Source organism: Methanobacterium sp. BAmetb5, assembly GCF_003491305.1.
Classification (GTDB): domain Archaea; phylum Methanobacteriota; class Methanobacteria; order Methanobacteriales; family Methanobacteriaceae; genus Methanobacterium.
The window spans coordinates 23,592-42,500 of the sequence record NZ_CP022706.1 but is presented as its reverse complement, the minus strand read 5'-3'; the positions used below and the strand labels follow the sequence as shown (position 1 = coordinate 42,500).

Below are 18,909 nucleotides of genomic sequence, written 5' to 3'. Positions count from 1 at the left end.
GTAAGGGTCGGCGAGGAAAGAAATGGATATCACCCCACGGTGGGGTGTGGATGACCATAATTCTCCGACCAGATATTCCAACTTCACAGGCCCCACTTTTAACTCTTCTGACTGGTGTGGCTGTGGCTGAGACACTTAAAAGGGAATGCAACCTGGAAGTGGGAATAAAATGGCCCAACGACATATTAATTGGGGATAAAAAGGTCTGCGGTATTCTGACCGAAGCCAGTGCCAGTAAAAAGGGGCTGGACTACGTGGTGGTTGGGATCGGTATTGACCTCAACGTGAACGTGGATGATTTCCCTCCAGAACTGAGGGCAGGGGCAACTTCCCTGCAGCGTGAACTGGAAAAGGAGATTTCCGGGGTTAAACTGGTCCAAAACTTCCTGTTGAACTTTGAAAACTTCTACAATGACTTCAAGAATGGACAGTTCCAGCATATTCTCAACCAGTGGCGCCGACTATCCACCACCATTGGTTCTACCGTGGAAGTACAGAAGAGGGGTAGAACTGTCCGGGGAGAAGCAGTGGGAATAACAAAAGAAGGAGTTCTCATCCTGGAAATGCCAGATGGAAGCCTTAGAAAAATCATATCCGGGGAATGCACCCATTTTAAAGGGGAATAAAAAAACAACCCTCACTTTTTTTTAAACCACCCCCACCTTGATTATTTTTTCCAAATCTAAAAATACATTTAACCAAATAATTTTTTAAACCATTTTTTAATACCAAAATTTTAAAAAAAAACAAACTTCTTTTAAAAAAAACTCACATCCTGCCTAAAATTAAACAGTACTCCTTTTAAGACCCCTTTTTATAGGTTAGAATAACTACAGTAACCGTAAAGTGAGGTGAAAGTTTTTAAGGGAATGGGGTTAATACTTCCCCATATGAAACATAAATTTAAAATAATCCTGTTATTAATCCTATTTGCCACTTTAGCAGTTATGTCCTATTCTTATTCACATCTTCCCTTTTATCCTTCTGATTATCCTGCAGGGCCTTCCCTAAGTGCAGGGGACCGGGTGCTGGTTATAGCCCCCCATCCCGATGATGAAGTGATCTGCAACGGAGGAGTGATAAGTTACGCTGTGGAGAACCATATCCCAGTCAAGGTGGTGGTGATTACCGATGGAAATGACACCAAGACTTCCGCACTAGTCCGGCACAACGAGAGCATCAACGGAACCCAGGTACTGGGTTTAAATGAGGATGATATCATATTCCTGGGTTACAAGGACGGAAGTTTAAACAATCTCCTGAATTACCACTGGAATTACAATAACCCCTACACGGCATCGGATGGTTCAAAACAGACCAATTATCCCTATGCCCTCCAGAAAAACGCCACTTACTGCGGTAGTAACCTGGCAGATAATCTAAGGACAGTTATCACTGATTTTAAACCAACCATCATAATCTACCCCAGTGGAGATGATGAACAGTACGATCACCAGGCCACCAATGGATTTGTGGAGTATGTTACCACTCAAACTGGATACAGTGGAAGCAAATACACTTACCTCCTGCACCTTCCCCCAGACTGGCCCAGTGCCCGGAGTTATTATCCAGAATATTATTTAAACCCTCCCGAGCAGCAGGTAGGGCTTCAAAATGGTCCGGAATGGTTTGTGTTTAACCTCACTTCCTACCAGGAACGTTTAAAAGAAAGGGCCATGTTAGATTATAAAACTCAGATCCCGTCCACGTCCTATTTAATGTCTTTTGTACGTAAGAATGAGTTATTTGCCCATTATCCCACCCTTAATATCTCCCAATCCAATAAACTCATTCCGGAAAGTGATTATACTGGTGGTTCTAAACTACCCGTGAATCTATTCAGTGACCCGGTTGGTGATGGGAAATACCAGGGAAAGGAACAATCCCGGGACATAACTGCAGTGGGGATGGACCTGAACCTTGTCAACTCATGGATATCCATTAAAACCCGGGGTGAACCTACCCCCAGTGGAGTTTACCATGTTCGCCTGAACCTATTCCACCCTGCCGGAGTTGAAAGGGCAGTAATTACTGTGGAAAATGGAAAGGCAGAAATGCAAGTGGAAAGTGGGGGTAATTCAAGTGTAAAGAACATTCCCCTGACCATACAAAACAACACCATTCTGCTGGAGGTGCCTTCATCCCTCTTTACTGACCATCCCTACTTCACGGTAAATGCTGATTCTATTAAATCCGGGGCCATCTACGATCAGACCGCGTGGAGGGTAGTGAAGGTAAGCTAGTCACCCAGTTCCATCCTTCCTTCTTTTTTTAATAAAATACAGGACCATAATAACAGTTTTATTCAAAAAACGATATTTCATTAAAAGATATCTGACTATTTTTCATTGAAATTAAATGAAATGCAGACTATTTTTCATTGAAACTAAATGAAATGCTGATTTTTTTATTTTATTTGGAAATTTGTATCTTAAACTATGTACTAAAAATACAGGTAATTCCAAGAATAAACCCCGTTAAAATATGATACAAAGCCCCTTAAAATACAGTCAGTCCACGGTGATGGTGGCCACTTCCCCTACTCTCCCGTCAACCTGGAATTTGCGGTCAGTGAACTTCTGGCAAACATGGATGTTGGTGAGGGTGTGCGGGGTAAGTTGGGATACTTTTACTGATGAAGAGCCAGCCAGGACCATGTAAGGGATGATCTGGTCACCCATGTATCTATCCAGAGCTGCCCCAGTTTCCATTGTTTGCAACAGGTCCGAGGCAGCCTCTTTTCCCACAATTTCTGCCCTTTTACCTGGTTTTCCCAGTGAACTGGCACCCACACGAGGCACGTTACTGTTTTTAACTTCAGTCCAGAGTACCAGGGCCGATCCCGGACCAAGTGCACTGTTATCATGTTTAACGTCTATTTCCACAGGATACCCTGCACTGCTAAGTTCTTCCTGGGCAGCCTGGGCCTGTCTCACTGCCACGTGCCGGGGAAGCTGACTGGAGTGTGATATTCCCCGAATGCAATCTATTTCCAGGTCCTGCAGGTTCACTGGTTGCAGTTGCTGCTTTCCTTCGATCCCGGCGTGAACTGTGCCCCCGCCACGAGGGTAGTATCCCCTCCGGATTAGATTGAGTTCTAATTTAAGTCCCATGGACTTTAAGACCGGTAGGGTGACGTGCTGAAGGTAGTCAAAGGGTGGTGCCCATCTAACATCAGTTCCACCGGTTATGGTAATTTGCAGGGGAGAATCAGTAAAAAAGGAGGGAATCATCAGGGACTGCAGGATCAACGACACACTGCCCGCAGTCTGCACATCCACCTCCAGTTTCCCACCCTGCAGTGGGCCTGGTTTGAAGGTCATCTGGGTTGAACCCAGTTCCAGTCCGGTTACCTCGGCCTGGGAGAGCCTGGCCAGAGCACGGGCTGCGTTTAGGTGCTGGGGCATTAGTCCTGGTTTGGTGCGCTTGCTCCGGATATTTTCCAGGACCATGGCTTTACCAGTCAACGCCGATAGGGCGGTGGCCACCCTTAAAATAGCCCCTCCACCTTCACCAAATGATCCATCAATTTCAATCATCAGTACACTCCCCTTCAAATCCATTCCTAACTCTTTCACAATCCATTCCTAGTTAATGGTGGTGATATATTTTGAAAAACTTGAAAAATATTAAAAATGAAAAATATTGAAAAAATATTCCAGTTACGGGTACTGTTGTTTAATACCCGTGTTATCCCTTCATGAAATACCGTTCTTACTCGTACAGAATACTTAAACAGGTTTCAGCATCGCCGGCTATTTCCCTTAACCGTCCTAATGATTCCTGAATGGCATTTACTATCTGGGAGTCATCCAGTCTCCGGGCATCGGCAGCAGATAAGTCCAGGCGGATGGTGGTTGATACTCCGGGCATCCCCACTGCAGGGATGGTTACCAGGTGGTGTTCCTTTAAAAGTACCATGGCCATTAAGGTGGCCAGTTCACGGGGAGAACGTTCTTTTCCTTCAGGGGTGATCTCCTTCTTTAGAGTTTCTGCCGAAATCATGAAACCAGTAGGGGTCTTTTCCACTTCTCCCATCACTTCCTGGAGGAGCTTGTAAACGCGGTCTCTCCTTTCCAGAGAGTTTAAAAGGTTTTGTGGTGTGAAATCTTCCAGGGCTCGAACAATACCGGCAATTACTGGTGTTTGTGCTTCCAGTCCAAATTGCTGTGCCTTTTCAGTTATAATGTTTATTAGGGATGTTTTACCAGCCATCAACCCGGCACGGGGTCCGTTCATCAACTTGTCCGTGCTGGTTACCACCAGATCCGCACCCATATCCAGTGCCCGGGGCTGTTGGTAGATCACGGTGCGTATACGTGCTCCGGAGGCATCATCCACCAGCACCGGGACCTTTTGTTCCCGGGAGATGTTTATGATCCGGTGAAAATCCTCCAGGGGAAGAACCCGGTGATCCATGGTGGATCCGGTTATAACCACCAGAGATGTTTTAGGAGTGAGTTGGAAGTCCTGGAGATTGTCAGTTTCGCGATAGGTTGCTCCCCTAAGTTTCACACTGCGGGGAATAGAGGGATGCGAAGGTAATTCCGGCAGGTAGTGCAGTACTTCTTCACCCGGTTTTATCAGGGCCAAAATAGTGGCCAATATAGCGGCACTGGTACGGTTGAAGGCCGCTACCTTGTCCCCACCCAGATGTTTTTTACCCTCTTCCTGGAGGTGAGTTGAAAAAATAGCTGGCCCAGAGTAGGTTTCCAGCAGGGGGAGGTCCGTCTCTTTAACTGGAAATCCTCCGGCCAACCCGGAAAGGTCGTATAAACTGGATCTTCCCTTCCCCTTTAGCAGGTTAGCAATAAACCTTAAAGCCGATTCTCTTCTTTTAACTTCATCCAGGGATGAGCAGATAAGCATTTCAGTCGTCCTTGGGTTCATTCTTATGATTTTCAGGTTTTAAGACTATGGCGTCATCTGCTGAGTTTTGCAGGGCGGCACTGAATCCTGGTTCTGCTCCAATAACAATGGTTTCTTTTCCGTTTTCCTTGGCTTTGTTAATTATGGGTAAGAAATCAGCGTCACGAGTCATCAGTGCTACTACATCAATGTTAGGGTTGTAAATAAGTTCCATAGCCTCAACTGCCATGTAAACATCGGTGTCTCCGGCAACCACTATGGGGGTGAATCCCTGGTTTACTATGGCTTCGATGAGTTTGTCTGAGGCGTACTGATTTAAGAGAACTTTGCCCACCCTCATATTACCGTAATCAGAAATGATCTCCCGGACCAGATCCAGATTAAGGCTGAACTCCTTACGGAGCATGTTGGGGCCGTCAACCAGGAGTCCTATATTTTTAGATCCTGATTCTGATTTTCTAAGTGGAATGTAAGAAGTTAACTTCTCAAAACTTCGCATTTTTATCCTCCATATGGGGTAGGTAGAAAAAAGTGGATTAAATTTGGTCCCATCAAATCATAACTATTATTGTTGATCCTTGGGAAAAAACCATTCTGACAATTTAAAGCAGATATCTGGAATTAAATAACGGACCAATAAATTTAATCCCCTTATTTATCTATTAAGAGGTAATTAGGCCCCTTTTTTCTACCATTTTCTTTATTTATGAATATAATTATGAATATTTACCTATATAAACTTTGCAACACCCTGTTTCCCTCCTTTAATTCCTTAACGAGGTTATGGATGATGGTAAATGTAAAATTAGTGGCAATGCCCCCATACAATAAGGGATTTATTCACCAGTTATTAAACTAGAAAATTGAAAACTAGAAAATTTACCACGAAATAGATGCATCAGGAAAAGATACATCGGTACAGCGAAAGATACACCAAGTATATCAGAGAAATAGGTTTAGGTGTTGGGAAACTTTGATAAAAATTTAAAAAAAGGAATGATTGGATCATTCCACTTCCAGGGTAAAGGCATCTCCAAAGAGGTCCTTTATCACCGGGAGGTCTTCTTCTGATATGTTTATTACTTCCACGTCAGACATGTCCCGGAAGTAGTATTCAGCATTGGCTATCTGGCCCTCATCATTCATGTACAGATATAACCCATCAACAAATTCCTCGGGATTCTGTGAGGGGAGGAATATTTCAAAACGGATAAGGATTTGGGAGCCGGGTATGTTGTCCTGAAGGTCCTGTTTTTTCTCTTCATCCTTTAATGCTGCTCTGAATTCTTTCATTCGGGAGTCAAGTTCCTTTAGTATTCTTTGTTCATCTTTACTCATTGAATTTCACCCAGTCTTATTTATTAATGATTCTAAGTTTACGATTCAGAATGGTTTCTATACCCCCTTAACTATTGGGGAATATTTGATTTCAGGGTATATACAAAAATGATAAAGTGAAGTATTAATAGTTTTTCCCTAAGCTGCCCAATAATTATCCCCGGGAATGATAATGAAAGGGAACTATATTAAACAACCCCTTATTTATCGGTATTGTTTTTCTTTAAACTCAATAATGAATTTTGTGCCCGCTTCCCGTTTAAGTTCTATGGTTCCATCGATTTGGTCCGTTAAAATATTCACCAGGCGCAATCCCAGAGATTTAGTGTCCTTATAATTAATATCCTCCGGGAATCCCACCCCATTATCACTGACAGTTAACTGGTAGGAATGATCCTGGGAATGGAAACCAATGTCAATATGGCCTTCTCGCTCCCCGGGAAAGGCATGTTTCAGTGAATTGGATAGTAGTTCATTGACAATGAGTCCCAGAGGGATCATGGTGTTTATATCCACCATTACCTCTTCAATATCGAAATTTAGTTTTATTCTGGCCGAATCAGTAGCATAAGTACGGAAAAGGTCTCCGGCCAGTGTCTGAACATAATCACCAATATCGATTCTTTTCAGGTGACTGGACTGGTACAACCGGTCATGGATAAGGGCCATGGACCGGGCACGGTTTTGACTATCCTTAAAAACATCTAAAACCTGTTTATCTTTTATATAACGTGACTGTAGGTTCAGGAGACTGGAGATGATCATCAGGTTGTTCTTGACCCGGTGGTGGATCTCCCTTAATAGCATTTCTTTTTCTTCCAGGGAAATTCTCAATTCATCTTCCATCTTCTTACGTTCGGTTATGTCACGGGCAATAGATAAAGAAAGTTTTTCATGGTTAAAGGTAAAGATATGAGTGTTAATTTCTACTGGTATCCTTCTACCGTCCTTGGCTATTAAAAAGGTTTCAAAGGTAATTTTACTCTGTTTATCCCAGTCATCCTGGTGACCGGTTCCGGGAAAGGATTCCCCATCTACCACATCCGGAGGGGCCATTTGCAGGAGTTCTTCACGGGTGTAACCCAGTATCTCACTGGCCACACTGTTTATTTCCATAAAATTTCCGGATACTCCCTCTTCACTGAGTTTGTGCAGGAAAATAGCATCATTGGCATTGTTAAATATTTTGAGGAATATCTCCTCACTGTCGGCCAAAGATATCAAATATTGATTATCTTCCTTTAGCCGCTGCTTTTCCTCGGTGAGCCTATCAATCCGTTTTTGTAACTCTTCCAGCTCATTTAAGAGTTGTTCTTTAGATTGTTCCCCAGTACTCATTCCTATCTCCCCATTTAACATATCCCCTTGATATGCCCCATCCTAAATATCTAATCTCTACGTATTGATGCAAATTCAAGAGTGGGTCGAATAGTAAATATAAAGATTTATTGCCCGTATTCCTTCTCTTTAAATTTAATGCTGAATTCTGTTCCCTTGGTGGTATCCAATTCCAGCTCCCCGTCAATTTGACTGGTTAAACTGGTTACCAGTTGCATTCCCAGTGAATCAGTGTTACGGTAGTCCAGATCTGGAGGGAATCCAATTCCCGTATCACTAACCTTTAACTGGTATTCATCATTAGTTAAGGTGAAAACAACATTTATTTCACCGGTCCTTTCATCAGGGAAGGCGTGTTTGAGTGAATTTGATACCAGTTCATTGAGGATCAGGCCCAGGGGGATGGAGGTGTTGATGTCCAGCATCACATCTTCCACATCGATGTTCAGCCTCACCCTGCTGGGATCACCCACATACGTACGGAAAAGGTCTGTGGAGAGTGTTTTAATGTATTCGCCGAAGTTGATCCTTTTTAAGTCTGTGGAGCGGTACAGTTTTTCGTGGATGAGGGCCATGGAGTTGGCCCGGCTCTGACTCTCCTTGAAAATGCTCAGGGCCTTTTTATCCTTTATGTACCTTGACTGGAGGTTCAGGAGGCTGGCAATGATCATCAGGTTGTTCTTGACCCGGTGGTGGATCTCCTTAAGGAGCATCTCCTTTTCCTGTAATGATCTCTGGATTTCCTCTTCCATTTCCACTCTTTTGGTGATATCTCTACTCACTGCCAGTAGACCAGTAATATTTCCGGTTTCATCGGTGAGGATGTTGGCCACCACCTCGGTGGGAACAGTACGGCCATCCTTACAAACCTGGTCAACCCGGAAGGTCTGGAATTTCATAGATTCATCCCCCGAGCGGTAGGCCTGGATTTTCTGGGGTAACCTTTCCAGGAGATACTGATAAGATTCAGGGGTTAAAATATCCTCCAGAGACTGATCTAAAACCTCCTCTGCAGTGTAGCCCCTTAACTTGTAAACTGAGGGACTTATGTAGGTAAATCTTTGGGAGTCCAGATCCATTAACCAGATCACGTCACCGGTGTTCTCTGAAATAAGGCGGTACTGTTCTTCACTCTCCATTAAAGCGATCTCAGCCTTTTTACGTTCAGTAATATCTCTTAAAATGAGAACAACAAACTCCAGATCATCCTTATCATCGTATACCAGGGAAGCTGTGTAACTTCCAAACCAGGATTCATCGGTATCAGTTCTTCTAAGGATATATTCAGATTCATGTATAGTCTCCCCTCTCATTGCCCGGATTGCCGGCCAATCATCAGTTGAAAGAGGTTTTCCTTCAATGGAATATAATTCAAATAGGTCGTAGTAATCTGAAATTTTATTCATAAATTCATTTTTACTCTTAAATCGGTGAAATTCAACTGCTGCATCGTTGATCATGAAGAATTCACCATTCTTATCCATTATGAGAATACCATCACTTAAATTGGACAGAATTGCTTCTATCTGGGCATTTCTTTCACGAAGGGCTTCCTCAACTTTTTTGAGAATGGTGATATCTTCAAAGGTATTGTAAACACTGGAAGGTTCATTCTCACCGGCTTCAAATTCCGGGGTAGAACTAACATTTAACCATACATATTCAGATTTATTTGGATTGTAAATACCCATAATTACGTTTTTAACCCTTTTACCGGTTTTCAAAGCCACCATTGCAGGGTGAGTGCCACTTGGAAAATCAGTGCCATCTTCATGAATGACCTTCCAACTTTGGTCTTCAGAACTTCTACCCTTAATTTGATCCTGGGTTAATCCCAGTATTTCTTCAGCAGCAGGGTTAGCCGAGGTGATAATTCCTTTTTTATCCTGATAAATAACCCCCTGGGCCATTGTCTCGAAAAGATTTCTGAATTTCTCTTCACTCTTCTTTAAGGCCATTTCTGCCATTTTACGTTCAGTTATGTTTTCAAAAACTGCCACAAAATGTTCCGGGGCAGGGTTGAAGGCCGATATGTTCAACCAGATTTCCAGAGGTTTGAAATAGACTTCAATAGTTTCGGGCTCCCCGCTCAGGGTAACCCTACCATACAATTCAAATAGTTCGGGTTGTGCCTCTATAATTCCTGGAATGGCTTCTGTAACTTTTTTTCCTTCGACATCTTCCAATCCAGTGATTTCGTAAAACGCTGGATTAGCATCAATATATATCCAGTCAACAGGCTGCCCCTCATCATCAAATAACATTTTACAATAGGCAAATCCTTCCATCATGTTTTCAAAGAGGGTTCGGTATTTTTTCTCACTTTGAATCAGGGCATTTTCCGCTTTTCTGCGTTCAGTAATATCACGGGCTACGGAAATAACAACATCCTGTCCCTGTAGCTGGAATATATGCAGTGCCACATCCACCGGTATCCTCTCACCCTCCCGGGTGATGTTGGTCATCTCCAGATTGATATAACCCTCTTCAAGTAGTTTTTTAAATTTTTCCGGAATATTTTTTTGATCTTCAGGGGACAATACGTCCTGGGGAGACAGTTCTAAAAACTCTTCCCGAGTGTAGCCCAGTGTGTCCAGGCCCGCCTGGTTTACTTCCATGAATTTACCCGGTCCCTCTTCGTGCATAATATTTAGGGTAACTATGTCATTGGCATTGTTGAATACTTCCCTGAATTTTTCTTCACTTTCCTTTAGGGCTAATTCCATCTTCCGGCGCTGGGTGACATCGTGGGCCACGTGTACACTGCCCCTTAACTGATCATCATCCATGATCGGTGAAACTGTGATTTCATAATCTCCTTGGAAACTATCCACAAAGGCTTCCTTACAATGTTGCTGGCAATCCTGGAGTAGCTTCTCATGGGGGCAGTAGGAGGGTGGTTCATCAGTATCATGGACCAGTGAATAACATTTTTTACCAACCAGTTCCTCTGGTTTCAGGTTTAGGGCCTGGGCCATGGCCCGGTTAACTTTCATTATGTTGTGATCAACGTCAATGAGGGATATCAGATCAGGTAAGGCGTCAAAGGTGACTTCCCACTCTTTTTTGGCATTTTTTAAACTTAATTCCATATTTTTGCGCTGTGAAATGTCTTCTAATGTTTCTAAAACTCCAATGACATTTCCTTCTTCGTCCTTGATTTCGGCAGCGGTGAAGTAGAGCCACACTCCATTTTCACCAACTTGGGGAAAGAATTCCTCAGCTACAAAGGCATTATCAACATAACTGGACCTTTTACATCCCTGATACCATTTTTTGATCCCTTCCAGATCACCATCTACCAGTAGATCGGCCATTAACGGCTTTTGGGCATGGTACAACACTTCTCGGTGTTTATCTGTCCCCAGCACTTCACTGGAATTGATACCGGTGTATTTTTCCAGGGCCCGGTTCCAAAAAATAATCCGGTGATCGGGGTTAATGATGAATTGAGGGATGGGAGAACTATCAATAAAAGCACCAATAACATCTTCCGAGTTAACACTCTTTTTTACCATGGTTATACTCCCTAAGAATCGCACCACGAATAAAACAGGTTCATTCTCCTTAAATGAGTTAGTACAACCCGAAATCCCCTATGCGATTTCATTTATATATAGTGATATTTTGTTGGTTAAAAAACTTATATTTTGCCTAAATTTGGGTAAAATTAATAACCAATTAATGGGGGTGGCTGGAAAATAGGGTGGATTATGATCCTACATCCAGATCCAAATATTTCATCAACTCATATCCCTGTATTTCTTGATTTGAGGTATCTTGAACATTAAAAGGTAGTACAACACCGGTATAAGAATGGTGGTTAAGATGGATATTAAAAGGAAGACCAGATCACCATCTGCAGCAGTGGTAGCTTCGCTGGTGCTGGTTACCAGAAGAGAAGGTGTGCTAAATACTGAACCCTGATAGTTAGATATTACGGTTATGAATAAGTTGTTTGAGGCATGGGCTGCTATTGCCATTTCAAGGGTGCCACTTTTAAGAGTAAGGTAGGCCATTACAAAACCAAACACTACCCAGTCTATGATGGCAGTTAAGGGGGCCTGTGCAACTTCCGGATTGGCAAGATGGGGCAACATGAAGAGTATCCCATTTAAAATAGCCAGAAGAATGAAATTCCTACTTAAAAATCCTGTTGCCTGAAGCAGGTATCCTCTGAAGAAAAGCTCCTCCGAGGTGGTCTGGATAGGTACTATAATCAGTAGAAATGGTAGGAAGATCAGAAATCCCCAGAGATTCGGGTTCAATGAGAGTGATGAAGGATCTGCCAGGTACTGGGGCAGTAATGAAAAGAGGAACATTAGAACAAAGTATATTGTAAATCCTATCCCCATTAATTTCCAGTGCAATGATTTTTTAGGAGTTATTAAAGATTTAAATGATCTTTTGTGAATAATCTTTATTACCAATACCACTGCCAGGAAGTAAAGGATATACGAAAAATCCTGGATAAGATAGTTCACCAGGGGACCCCAGGTATCCACCGACTCGGGTACGATTATACCGTAACCATAAAAGACAGTTAATATTATGAATATTCCCAGAATATATCTCCACACATTATTCTTTCCATCACGAGCCATATCTAAATAATGTTCCATGTTACAAACCCCCTTTGAAGTTGGATTCTGATTTTTATTAAACTTATCCATATCACCGTGCAAACACACTTAAAATGTATATTAATAATGGTAGACATAATACTTGATAACTGCTTGATTTGTTGATACTTTTAGGGGGTTATTAATGAGCAGTAGTCCATATAAATGGGGAGTAGTTTTGATTGCCTGTATGGCAATTTTTATCATTGTTTTAGATTCATCAGCAATGAATGTGGCTATCAGTACCCTGGTTGTGGAGTTGAACACCACAGTGTCCATTATACAGGGCATAATTGCTATATACGCTCTTATAATTGCTTCTTTTATGCTGTTAGGTAGTAAGATACAGGATATTCTGGGGCGTAGGAAAACATTTTTAATGGGCCTTATCATCTATGCCTGCGGTACAATTACCGCCACCTTGAGCATCAATGCGGGGATGCTCCTGTTAGGATGGGCTATTCTGGAGGGTGTTGGTGCGGCCATGATCCTGCCGGCCACCACCACCATTGTGGGATCCAGTTACGAAGGGAAAGATAAAGTTACCGCCTTTGGGATATGGGGCGGTATTGCCGCGGTGGGAGCTGCAGTGGGACCCATAGTTGGAGGAATTTTCACCACCTACCTCAGTTGGAGGCTGGTGTTTGGTTCCGAACTGGTTTTTGTTGCCGGTATACTGATCTTCAGGCACTACTTAACTGAATCAGAACCAACCCTTAAATGGAAAGATTTAGATATAGTGGGAGTGTTTTTATCGGTAATTTCATTGATATTAATAGTTCTGGGCATCCTTTTCCTCACCCGTCCAGAATACTGGGGATATGTTGCGGTCCTGGTGGGATCAGGTTCCATCCTCTTCATTTTATTCCTGTGGTGGCAGAGAAGACGAATCAACAAGGGTTTAGAACCATTATCTGACATTACTCTCCTCAAAGATCGTTTGTTTGGTTTAGGGACCTTGAACAATGTTATACAGCAGATACCCCTGGCTGGTTTTCTCTTCATTATTCCGGTATTTCTGCAGCAGGTAACTAAATTGAATGCCTTTGACACCGGGTTAACTCTTTTACCGGCTTCCATGGTTATTCTTATCTGTTCCCTCCTGGGTGCAAAGTTATCATCCAGGATAGATTCTAAATACGTTTTGATGATTGGATTTTTGATAGCAGCAGCTGGGACATTTATACTGAGTGGGGTGTTCAATGTGAATACCCAGATGCAGGATCTGATACCCGGAACTGTGGTTTTCGGGGTGGGAATCGGATTTTTACTTTCCCAGTTAACCAACCTCACCATGGCTGCTGCCGGTAAAGATCAGGAAACAGATGCATCTGGTTTGTTGAACTGTTTTAAAAATCTTGGTTATTCCATGGGAACCGCACTTATCGGGGTTTTACTCTTACTGAGTGTATTCAGTGGCCTTACTGCAGGGATAGAATCCACTGGTCTGGTAGATAACACCACTAAGAGTGAGATCCATGATGGTCTCTTCAATTACATGGAAAAAATGCAAACTGGAACCCCCCAAATACCCCCACAACTGGTTCCCTACGCTCCCCGGATCATCGATACAACCATCAGTTCTGCCATGAGACAGACCTTCACCATATTATCATTGATCCTGCTTTTAGGGTTCTTTACCAGCCTGTTTATTCCTTCCAGGAAAAATCCCAGTTGATTGTTAATGAGTCCCCCATTTGCTCATTTATTCATGATAGGTGGGTGATGAAGGGGATAGAAAGGGGTAAAATTATTAAATAGAAAATAAAAATATAATATAAAAGAATTTTAAGGGAGTTGGGAAAAATGAGCAATCAACTAAACGGTATTTTGATGATGGTGTTGGGTGTTATACTGGCAATACTCTACTTTGCATTGCCCACATTCCTGGTGTACACCTACTGGGTAGCAATTATAATAATTATAGTCTACGGTTTTTACACCTACCAGAAAAGGGGATAATTTTACACCCCCTAACTTTTTTTATTTTCTCTATTTTGAACTTTACCTACCTATTTTAAAATTCTGCTTACCTATTTTTAAATTCTAAATATTCATTAAGTAGATACTGTTTATTTAGCCATTATCTCCTTGCTCACGGCATTTTCATCTACTTTTAGTGCTTTTTCACCGTACCAGCTCACTCCCATGGCTCCTAAAGGTGCGGTGAATAGTATGGCAATTACGGCTATGGCCAGGATCTCCTGCCCGGAAGCCACACCCATGGATAATGGTATGGCACCTATGGCGGCCTGTACTGTGGCCTTGGGCATGTAGGCTATTATGCAGAATATTTTCTCCTGTAGATTGAGGTTTGATCCAGCCAGGGCCAGGTAAACCCCGGCACTGCGGGCGGCCAAACCGATTATGATTATGGTCAGACCTACCAACGCGAAGGATGCCGCCAGGTAGATGTTTACCTGGGCTCCCACCAGGACGAAGAGGAGTATCTCCGCAAATATCCAGATCTTATCGAATTTACTGGATAGTTGCATTCCCAGTTCCGGCATTTTCTCCAGTATAACAAATCCAATGACCATGACCCCTACCAGGGCGGCTATGGGCACCCAGGTACTCAGCACATCCCCCAGATTTTTCAGTATTATGGCCGAGGCCAGGATGATCAGGGTTTTCTCGGTGTTTCGTATGTTGAAACGTTTGAAGAGGTATATCAGGATGACAGCTATGACCAGTCCCAGCAGTATCCCCAGTATAAACTGCAGAGGTATGCTGAGAACGCTCACCAGGTAGTTCACCTGCTGGCCTCCGTAAATCCCCAGGAATATGGAGAATATGGTTATGGAAACCACATCGTCCACAGAGGCACCGGTCAGGATGATGAGGGGTATTCCCTTACCAGTTCCCATTCTTCTCTTGATAAAACTGAGCATCTGGGGTACGATGACTGCCGGGGATACTGCGGCTATTACAAAACCCAACATACCTGCTTCGATAAGGGGTAAACCTAAGAGGTAGTGGGATACGAACATGACGGTTAATCCCTCCACCACATCAGGTATGAAACTCATTTTAACCGCGGACATTCCCACTTTACGCAGGCTCTCCATGTGGATCCCAAATCCAGCCCTTAATAGGATTATGATAAGAGCTATGGCCCTTAAATCCCCAGATATTGCCATTATAGCTTTATCGATCAGGTTAAATCCGTAAGGACCAATCACTATCCCCAGAATGAGCATTCCCAGTAATCCCAGTAATTTGATCCGGTTGAAGAGTTTGCTGGCCAGGAGGCCCAGTAATATTATAATGGCTACGCTAAAGGCCACAGACTGAAATTCCATTTAAAACCACTCCTAGATTTAAATAGTCTGACCCGGAGTGTTTCCCAGCAGATATTCTACTGTTTCGTGTTTAAATGCATCATTAACCTTCAAGCAAGAAGGGTAATTCGAAATTGAGTTGTATTCTAAAATAGTACTGTCTAACAGGGTTTTTTCACCTAACATTTTCGCATCTTCCATTGTTTTTATAGTTTCCAGGAGTCATCAGCCCTTCTGGGCAGTTAGTGGTGAACCCCATCACCAGTGATAGAGTTAGTGTTAGATTTTCCTGTTATAAAAAATTTTCCAGTATAGAAATTTGTTGCCTATTCTTTTTCCGGCCGGCAGGGGAAATTTGCGAAAAAAATGATAGTAACCACAATCTTTAAATACTACATGACTTACAGTTATAGTAGTGACCGTGAGTCATGAATAAAAACTATGGTCATGATTAGTGGTAGGAATGATAGTATGTCACTGGCAAAATGGAAGGAAAGAGAAAGAGAAGAACGTAAAAACGATATCATCAAGGCAGCCCGGAGTTTATTCGCTGAAAAAACCTTTGATGATGTTACCATGGATGAAATAGCCCGGGAAGTTGGGCTGGGCAAAAGTACACTTTATCTCTACTTTAAGAATAAAGAATCCCTGTACTTTGCCGTGGTCTTAGGCGGTATTCGCATCTGGTATAAATCAATTAAATCAGAGGTTGAAAAAGGAGATACTGGCTTAGAAAAGTTCATATTGTATGGGAAAGCAAATAGGGGGTTTTCCAATAAATATCCAGATTATTTCCGGCTGTTATATTCTCCCACCTCCATTAAAAAAGAATTTGACCCGGATAAGATGAACCGCAGTGAAGAGTTCCAGGAAGTGAAGGACTTATTCAAAAAAATAATGTCCATAGGAATAGACTCCATACAAAAAGGCATAGATGATGGTGAAATCAGACAAGATGTGGACCCTACAGAAGCAGCTATTCTCCTATCAGTAATATACAATGGCCGGGTGAATATGGGTGACTGGGCTAGAGATTTACTGGAAAACAAGGACATTGATGACGATAAATTTGACAAAGACATCGGAGATCTATTCCTTCACATGTTAAGGAAGTAGATATAATCTTCCGGCCGAAATTCATGACTCCGGCTTAAAATTGTTAAAAATGGTATAACTAAAGGAAAGGTGTTAAAAATGGATTTTAGAATGTTAGGAAACAGTTTAAATGAACTTTTAAAATTGGAAAATGAACCAGTGGCCATAAAATGGTCAGTGCGCCCTCCGCAAAATGTAGAGAAAGAGGAAGGTAAATCAAGATTCTGTGCCAAGCTTCAAAAAGCTATAAACGGTGCGGTATTTTACTCCACCCTGGAAGAGGAAGAATGTATGGGCGGAGCCCGATACTCCGGACTTAAGGACATGGGCGAATACCCAGCCAATGTGCAGAGCGGAGCATTCATGATACCCAATGGCCTGTTTAAGGATATTCCTGCAGTACAGCGCTCAAGGGAAAATGAAGAATATATAAATCCTGGAATTTTTAGTGCGATTCTTTTCTCTCCCCTCAATAAGGCAGAGTTCGACCCCGACGTAGTATTCCTGGCCTGCAATGCCCAACAGGGAATGGAAATACTCCACGCCAATGCCTACGATTCCGGAGAACATGGACTGGGGGCTGACGCTGCCCCAGTATGTAGTTCAATGGCTGCAGCCCCTTACATGACTGGTAAGGTCACCTATGGGTTTGGTGATGTAGGGGCCCGGAGTAACATGGATGTTGAACCCGGAGAGATTATGGTCAGTATTCCGGCCAGTGCCCTGTCCCGCATTGTTTCTAATTTGAGTCAGATGCGAACTAAAAGGTTCTTTAAGGAAGAATAATCCAATCCCAAATTTGTTACTTTTTATCCTTTTTAAATAGAAACCAGGTAACTGGAAACTCTTGGAGAATGACAACTATAAAAAGGGACACAAAACAATGACTGCAAACTATGAAAACCATCCCCCACTTGGCAAAAAGAAATTAATCATGGTTATGGGTGGATTGATGGTGGGGCTTCTTGTTGCTGCCTTTGATTACTCCATCATGGGGACCACCATGCCCCAGATTATTAACAGCCTGCAGGGGATGGAATATTATGCCTGGCCATTTACCGCCTACATGTTAAGTTCCACCATTTCCCTCATCCTCTTTGGTAAATTATCTGATATCTACGGTAGAAAACATGTGCTGATCTTGGGAATCATCATCTTCATTGTAACCTCCGTCCTGTGTGGTTTCTCCACCAGCATGTTGCAACTGATAATATTCCGAGGTCTGCAGGGGATTGGAGGCGGAATTTTATTATCCCTACCCTTTACGGTTATTGGAGAAATTTTCAGCCCCCGGGAAAGGGCCAAATATATGGGAATACTGGGGTCAGTGTTCGGGGTGGCCGATGTTCTGGGACCAATCCTGGGAGGGGTGATCACCGATACCTGGGGCTGGAGATGGGTGTTCTTTGTGAACGTTCCCATTGGAATCATGGCCGTGACCATAATCCTTTATTCTCTGCCCAACTTCAAATTACCCGATGTTAAAAAGGTCATTGATTATGGGGGGATCGTTACCTTTACCCTGGCTTTAAGTGCACTGATCCTGGCCTTAACCCTGGCCGGGGAAGGAGTTTATTCATGGACTCTGGTAGCGGGACTCATCCTGCTTTCCGGAATCAGTTTCGCCGGGTTTTTCTGGGCGGAGAAAAAGGCGGTAGAACCAATTTTGCCCCTGCATCTATTTAAGAATTCAATATTCAACGTGTCCTCTGTAGAAAGTTTTCTGGCAGCGGCATTGATGTTTAGTGGGGTTATTTATGTCCCCTTATTTGCACAGGAGGTTTTAGGTATGAGTGCCACCCATTCTGGGCTTATCATGATCCCTATGCTATTCAGCCTTACCCTGGCCTCCATAATCACCGGGCAGATCATAGCCTGGACTGGGAAGTACAAGAAACTGGTCATTGCCGAGTTTATCATAACTGGAATAGGGGTGGTGCTCCTGGCTACCATGAACGCAGATACACCCTATTATCTGTTGATACTCTATTCCACAGTTCTGGGTATTGGTTCCGGGATGGCCTATAACCTTTTCAATGTGGCGGTGCAGAATGCATTCCCCCTGCGAGAAATAGGCATTGTAACCGCTTCTATGCGGTTTTTCAGAAACATTGGTACCATTGTATTCGTTCCCCTCTTTGGATACATAATGAATTTCACCCTGGCCCGGGCCACCGCCCTTACTACTAATTCCCAGGCTCTGGTACTTTCCATCCAGAATATTTTCCTGGTGGCCATTGTACTGGCCTTGGCGGGACTGTTTATCTCCTTCTTCATGGAAGAGATACCTTTAGGTGGAGATGAACTTGTTAACCTGGATGGGGGAGAAGAAGCTAATATTCCAGATATGAAAGGAAACTACTAAC

16 protein-coding genes and 1 riboswitch (1 of these 17 cut by a window edge) are annotated in these 18,909 nt (G+C 43.0%); of the genes, 7 read left to right on the top strand and 9 right to left on the bottom strand.

Annotated features, from left to right (window positions below; all coding sequences use genetic code 11):
- Both CIT02_RS00170 and CIT02_RS00165 read left to right on the top strand, forming a co-directional pair.
- On the top strand, positions 1 to 626 hold the 3' portion of the coding sequence (locus CIT02_RS00170) for a biotin--[acetyl-CoA-carboxylase] ligase (RefSeq protein WP_292612896.1). Its footprint begins 349 nt before the window's first position; the window shows 626 of its 975 coding nt (coding positions 350–975); its start codon lies beyond the left edge, outside the window; its stop codon occupies positions 624 to 626.
- Between the two features lie 264 nt (positions 627 to 890).
- Positions 891 to 2,243: a PIG-L deacetylase family protein gene (locus tag CIT02_RS00165; RefSeq protein ID WP_292612894.1), complete on the top strand. Its 1,353-nt coding sequence runs from the start codon at positions 891 to 893 to the stop codon at positions 2,241 to 2,243.
- 267 nt (positions 2,244 to 2,510) lie between these two features.
- Here CIT02_RS00165 and rtcA read toward each other — a convergent pair whose 3' ends face one another.
- The 7 genes from rtcA to CIT02_RS00130 all read right to left on the bottom strand — a co-directional run bounded on the left by rtcA (position 2,511) and on the right by CIT02_RS00130 (position 12,167).
- On the bottom strand, positions 2,511 to 3,539 hold the full coding sequence (gene rtcA / locus CIT02_RS00160) for an RNA 3'-terminal phosphate cyclase (protein ID WP_292612892.1): 1,029 nt from the start codon (positions 3,537 to 3,539) through the stop codon (positions 2,511 to 2,513).
- 175 nt (positions 3,540 to 3,714) lie between these two features.
- The gene (locus CIT02_RS00155) at positions 3,715 to 4,869 is read right to left on the bottom strand and encodes a TIGR03576 family pyridoxal phosphate-dependent enzyme (protein WP_292612889.1); all 1,155 of its coding nucleotides are present in this window, start codon (positions 4,867 to 4,869) and stop codon (positions 3,715 to 3,717) included.
- Between the two features lies 1 nt (position 4,870).
- Complete coding sequence (locus CIT02_RS00150; RefSeq protein WP_048072013.1) at positions 4,871 to 5,368, bottom strand: TIGR00288 family NYN domain-containing protein; 498 nt, start codon at positions 5,366 to 5,368, stop codon at positions 4,871 to 4,873.
- A gap of 506 nt (positions 5,369 to 5,874) precedes the next feature.
- On the bottom strand, positions 5,875 to 6,207 hold the full coding sequence (locus CIT02_RS00145) for a hypothetical protein (protein ID WP_292612885.1): 333 nt from the start codon (positions 6,205 to 6,207) through the stop codon (positions 5,875 to 5,877).
- A gap of 204 nt (positions 6,208 to 6,411) precedes the next feature.
- Positions 6,412 to 7,545: a sensor histidine kinase gene (locus tag CIT02_RS00140; RefSeq protein WP_292612883.1), complete on the bottom strand. Its 1,134-nt coding sequence runs from the start codon at positions 7,543 to 7,545 to the stop codon at positions 6,412 to 6,414.
- Between the two features lie 107 nt (positions 7,546 to 7,652).
- Entirely contained in the window at positions 7,653 to 11,063 is a 3,411-nt protein-coding gene (locus CIT02_RS00135; protein WP_292612881.1) for a PAS domain S-box protein, read from the bottom strand.
- A 225-nt stretch (positions 11,064 to 11,288) separates the two neighbouring features.
- Positions 11,289 to 12,167 carry a CPBP family intramembrane glutamic endopeptidase gene (locus tag CIT02_RS00130; RefSeq protein WP_292612878.1) on the bottom strand — a complete coding sequence of 293 codons (879 nt, stop codon included), beginning with the start codon at positions 12,165 to 12,167 and terminating at the stop codon, positions 11,289 to 11,291.
- 145 nt (positions 12,168 to 12,312) lie between these two features.
- On the opposite strand from CIT02_RS00130, the gene CIT02_RS00125 reads away from it, so the two are divergent.
- Positions 12,313 to 13,845, top strand: coding sequence for an MFS transporter (locus tag CIT02_RS00125; RefSeq protein WP_292612876.1), 1,533 nt, complete (start codon positions 12,313 to 12,315; stop codon positions 13,843 to 13,845).
- A gap of 128 nt (positions 13,846 to 13,973) precedes the next feature.
- The gene (locus CIT02_RS00120) at positions 13,974 to 14,129 is read left to right on the top strand and encodes a hypothetical protein (RefSeq protein ID WP_156104943.1); all 156 of its coding nucleotides are present in this window, start codon (positions 13,974 to 13,976) and stop codon (positions 14,127 to 14,129) included.
- 110 nt (positions 14,130 to 14,239) lie between these two features.
- Here CIT02_RS00120 and CIT02_RS00115 read toward each other — a convergent pair whose 3' ends face one another.
- Positions 14,240 to 15,469 carry a sodium:proton antiporter gene (locus CIT02_RS00115; protein ID WP_292612874.1) on the bottom strand — a complete coding sequence of 410 codons (1,230 nt, stop codon included), beginning with the start codon at positions 15,467 to 15,469 and terminating at the stop codon, positions 14,240 to 14,242.
- Positions 15,470 to 15,487: 18 nt separating this feature from the next.
- Entirely contained in the window at positions 15,488 to 15,634 is a 147-nt protein-coding gene (locus tag CIT02_RS00110; protein WP_292612871.1) for a hypothetical protein, read from the bottom strand.
- Positions 15,635 to 15,657: 23 nt separating this feature from the next.
- Positions 15,658 to 15,720: riboswitch (Fluoride riboswitch) on the bottom strand.
- Positions 15,721 to 15,919: 199 nt separating this feature from the next.
- Here CIT02_RS00110 and CIT02_RS00105 point away from each other — a divergent pair.
- The 3 genes from CIT02_RS00105 (at position 15,920) to CIT02_RS00095 (ending at position 18,908) form a co-directional block, all read left to right on the top strand.
- A complete protein-coding gene (locus CIT02_RS00105; RefSeq protein WP_292612869.1) occupies positions 15,920 to 16,564 on the top strand; it encodes a TetR/AcrR family transcriptional regulator in 645 nt (214 codons plus the stop codon).
- 78 nt (positions 16,565 to 16,642) lie between these two features.
- Positions 16,643 to 17,329: a DUF169 domain-containing protein gene (locus CIT02_RS00100; RefSeq protein WP_292612867.1), complete on the top strand. Its 687-nt coding sequence runs from the start codon at positions 16,643 to 16,645 to the stop codon at positions 17,327 to 17,329.
- Between the two features lie 97 nt (positions 17,330 to 17,426).
- Positions 17,427 to 18,908, top strand: coding sequence for an MDR family MFS transporter (locus CIT02_RS00095; RefSeq protein WP_292612865.1), 1,482 nt, complete (start codon positions 17,427 to 17,429; stop codon positions 18,906 to 18,908).
- Position 18,909: the final 1 nt, after the last annotated feature.

Coding starts and splice junctions, on each gene's coding strand:
- CIT02_RS00165 (WP_292612894.1), top strand. CDS start 891: ATGAAACATAAATTTAAAATAATCCTGTTATTAATCCTATTTGCCACT.
- rtcA (WP_292612892.1), bottom strand. CDS start 3,539: ATGATTGAAATTGATGGATCATTTGGTGAAGGTGGAGGGGCTATTTTA.
- CIT02_RS00155 (WP_292612889.1), bottom strand. CDS start 4,869: ATGCTTATCTGCTCATCCCTGGATGAAGTTAAAAGAAGAGAATCGGCT.
- CIT02_RS00150 (WP_048072013.1), bottom strand. CDS start 5,368: ATGCGAAGTTTTGAGAAGTTAACTTCTTACATTCCACTTAGAAAATCA.
- CIT02_RS00145 (WP_292612885.1), bottom strand. CDS start 6,207: ATGAGTAAAGATGAACAAAGAATACTAAAGGAACTTGACTCCCGAATG.
- CIT02_RS00140 (WP_292612883.1), bottom strand. CDS start 7,545: ATGAGTACTGGGGAACAATCTAAAGAACAACTCTTAAATGAGCTGGAA.
- CIT02_RS00135 (WP_292612881.1), bottom strand. CDS start 11,063: ATGGTAAAAAAGAGTGTTAACTCGGAAGATGTTATTGGTGCTTTTATT.
- CIT02_RS00130 (WP_292612878.1), bottom strand. CDS start 12,167: ATGGAACATTATTTAGATATGGCTCGTGATGGAAAGAATAATGTGTGG.
- CIT02_RS00125 (WP_292612876.1), top strand. CDS start 12,313: ATGAGCAGTAGTCCATATAAATGGGGAGTAGTTTTGATTGCCTGTATG.
- CIT02_RS00120 (WP_156104943.1), top strand. CDS start 13,974: ATGAGCAATCAACTAAACGGTATTTTGATGATGGTGTTGGGTGTTATA.
- CIT02_RS00115 (WP_292612874.1), bottom strand. CDS start 15,469: ATGGAATTTCAGTCTGTGGCCTTTAGCGTAGCCATTATAATATTACTG.
- CIT02_RS00110 (WP_292612871.1), bottom strand. CDS start 15,634: ATGTTAGGTGAAAAAACCCTGTTAGACAGTACTATTTTAGAATACAAC.
- CIT02_RS00105 (WP_292612869.1), top strand. CDS start 15,920: ATGTCACTGGCAAAATGGAAGGAAAGAGAAAGAGAAGAACGTAAAAAC.
- CIT02_RS00100 (WP_292612867.1), top strand. CDS start 16,643: ATGGATTTTAGAATGTTAGGAAACAGTTTAAATGAACTTTTAAAATTG.
- CIT02_RS00095 (WP_292612865.1), top strand. CDS start 17,427: ATGACTGCAAACTATGAAAACCATCCCCCACTTGGCAAAAAGAAATTA.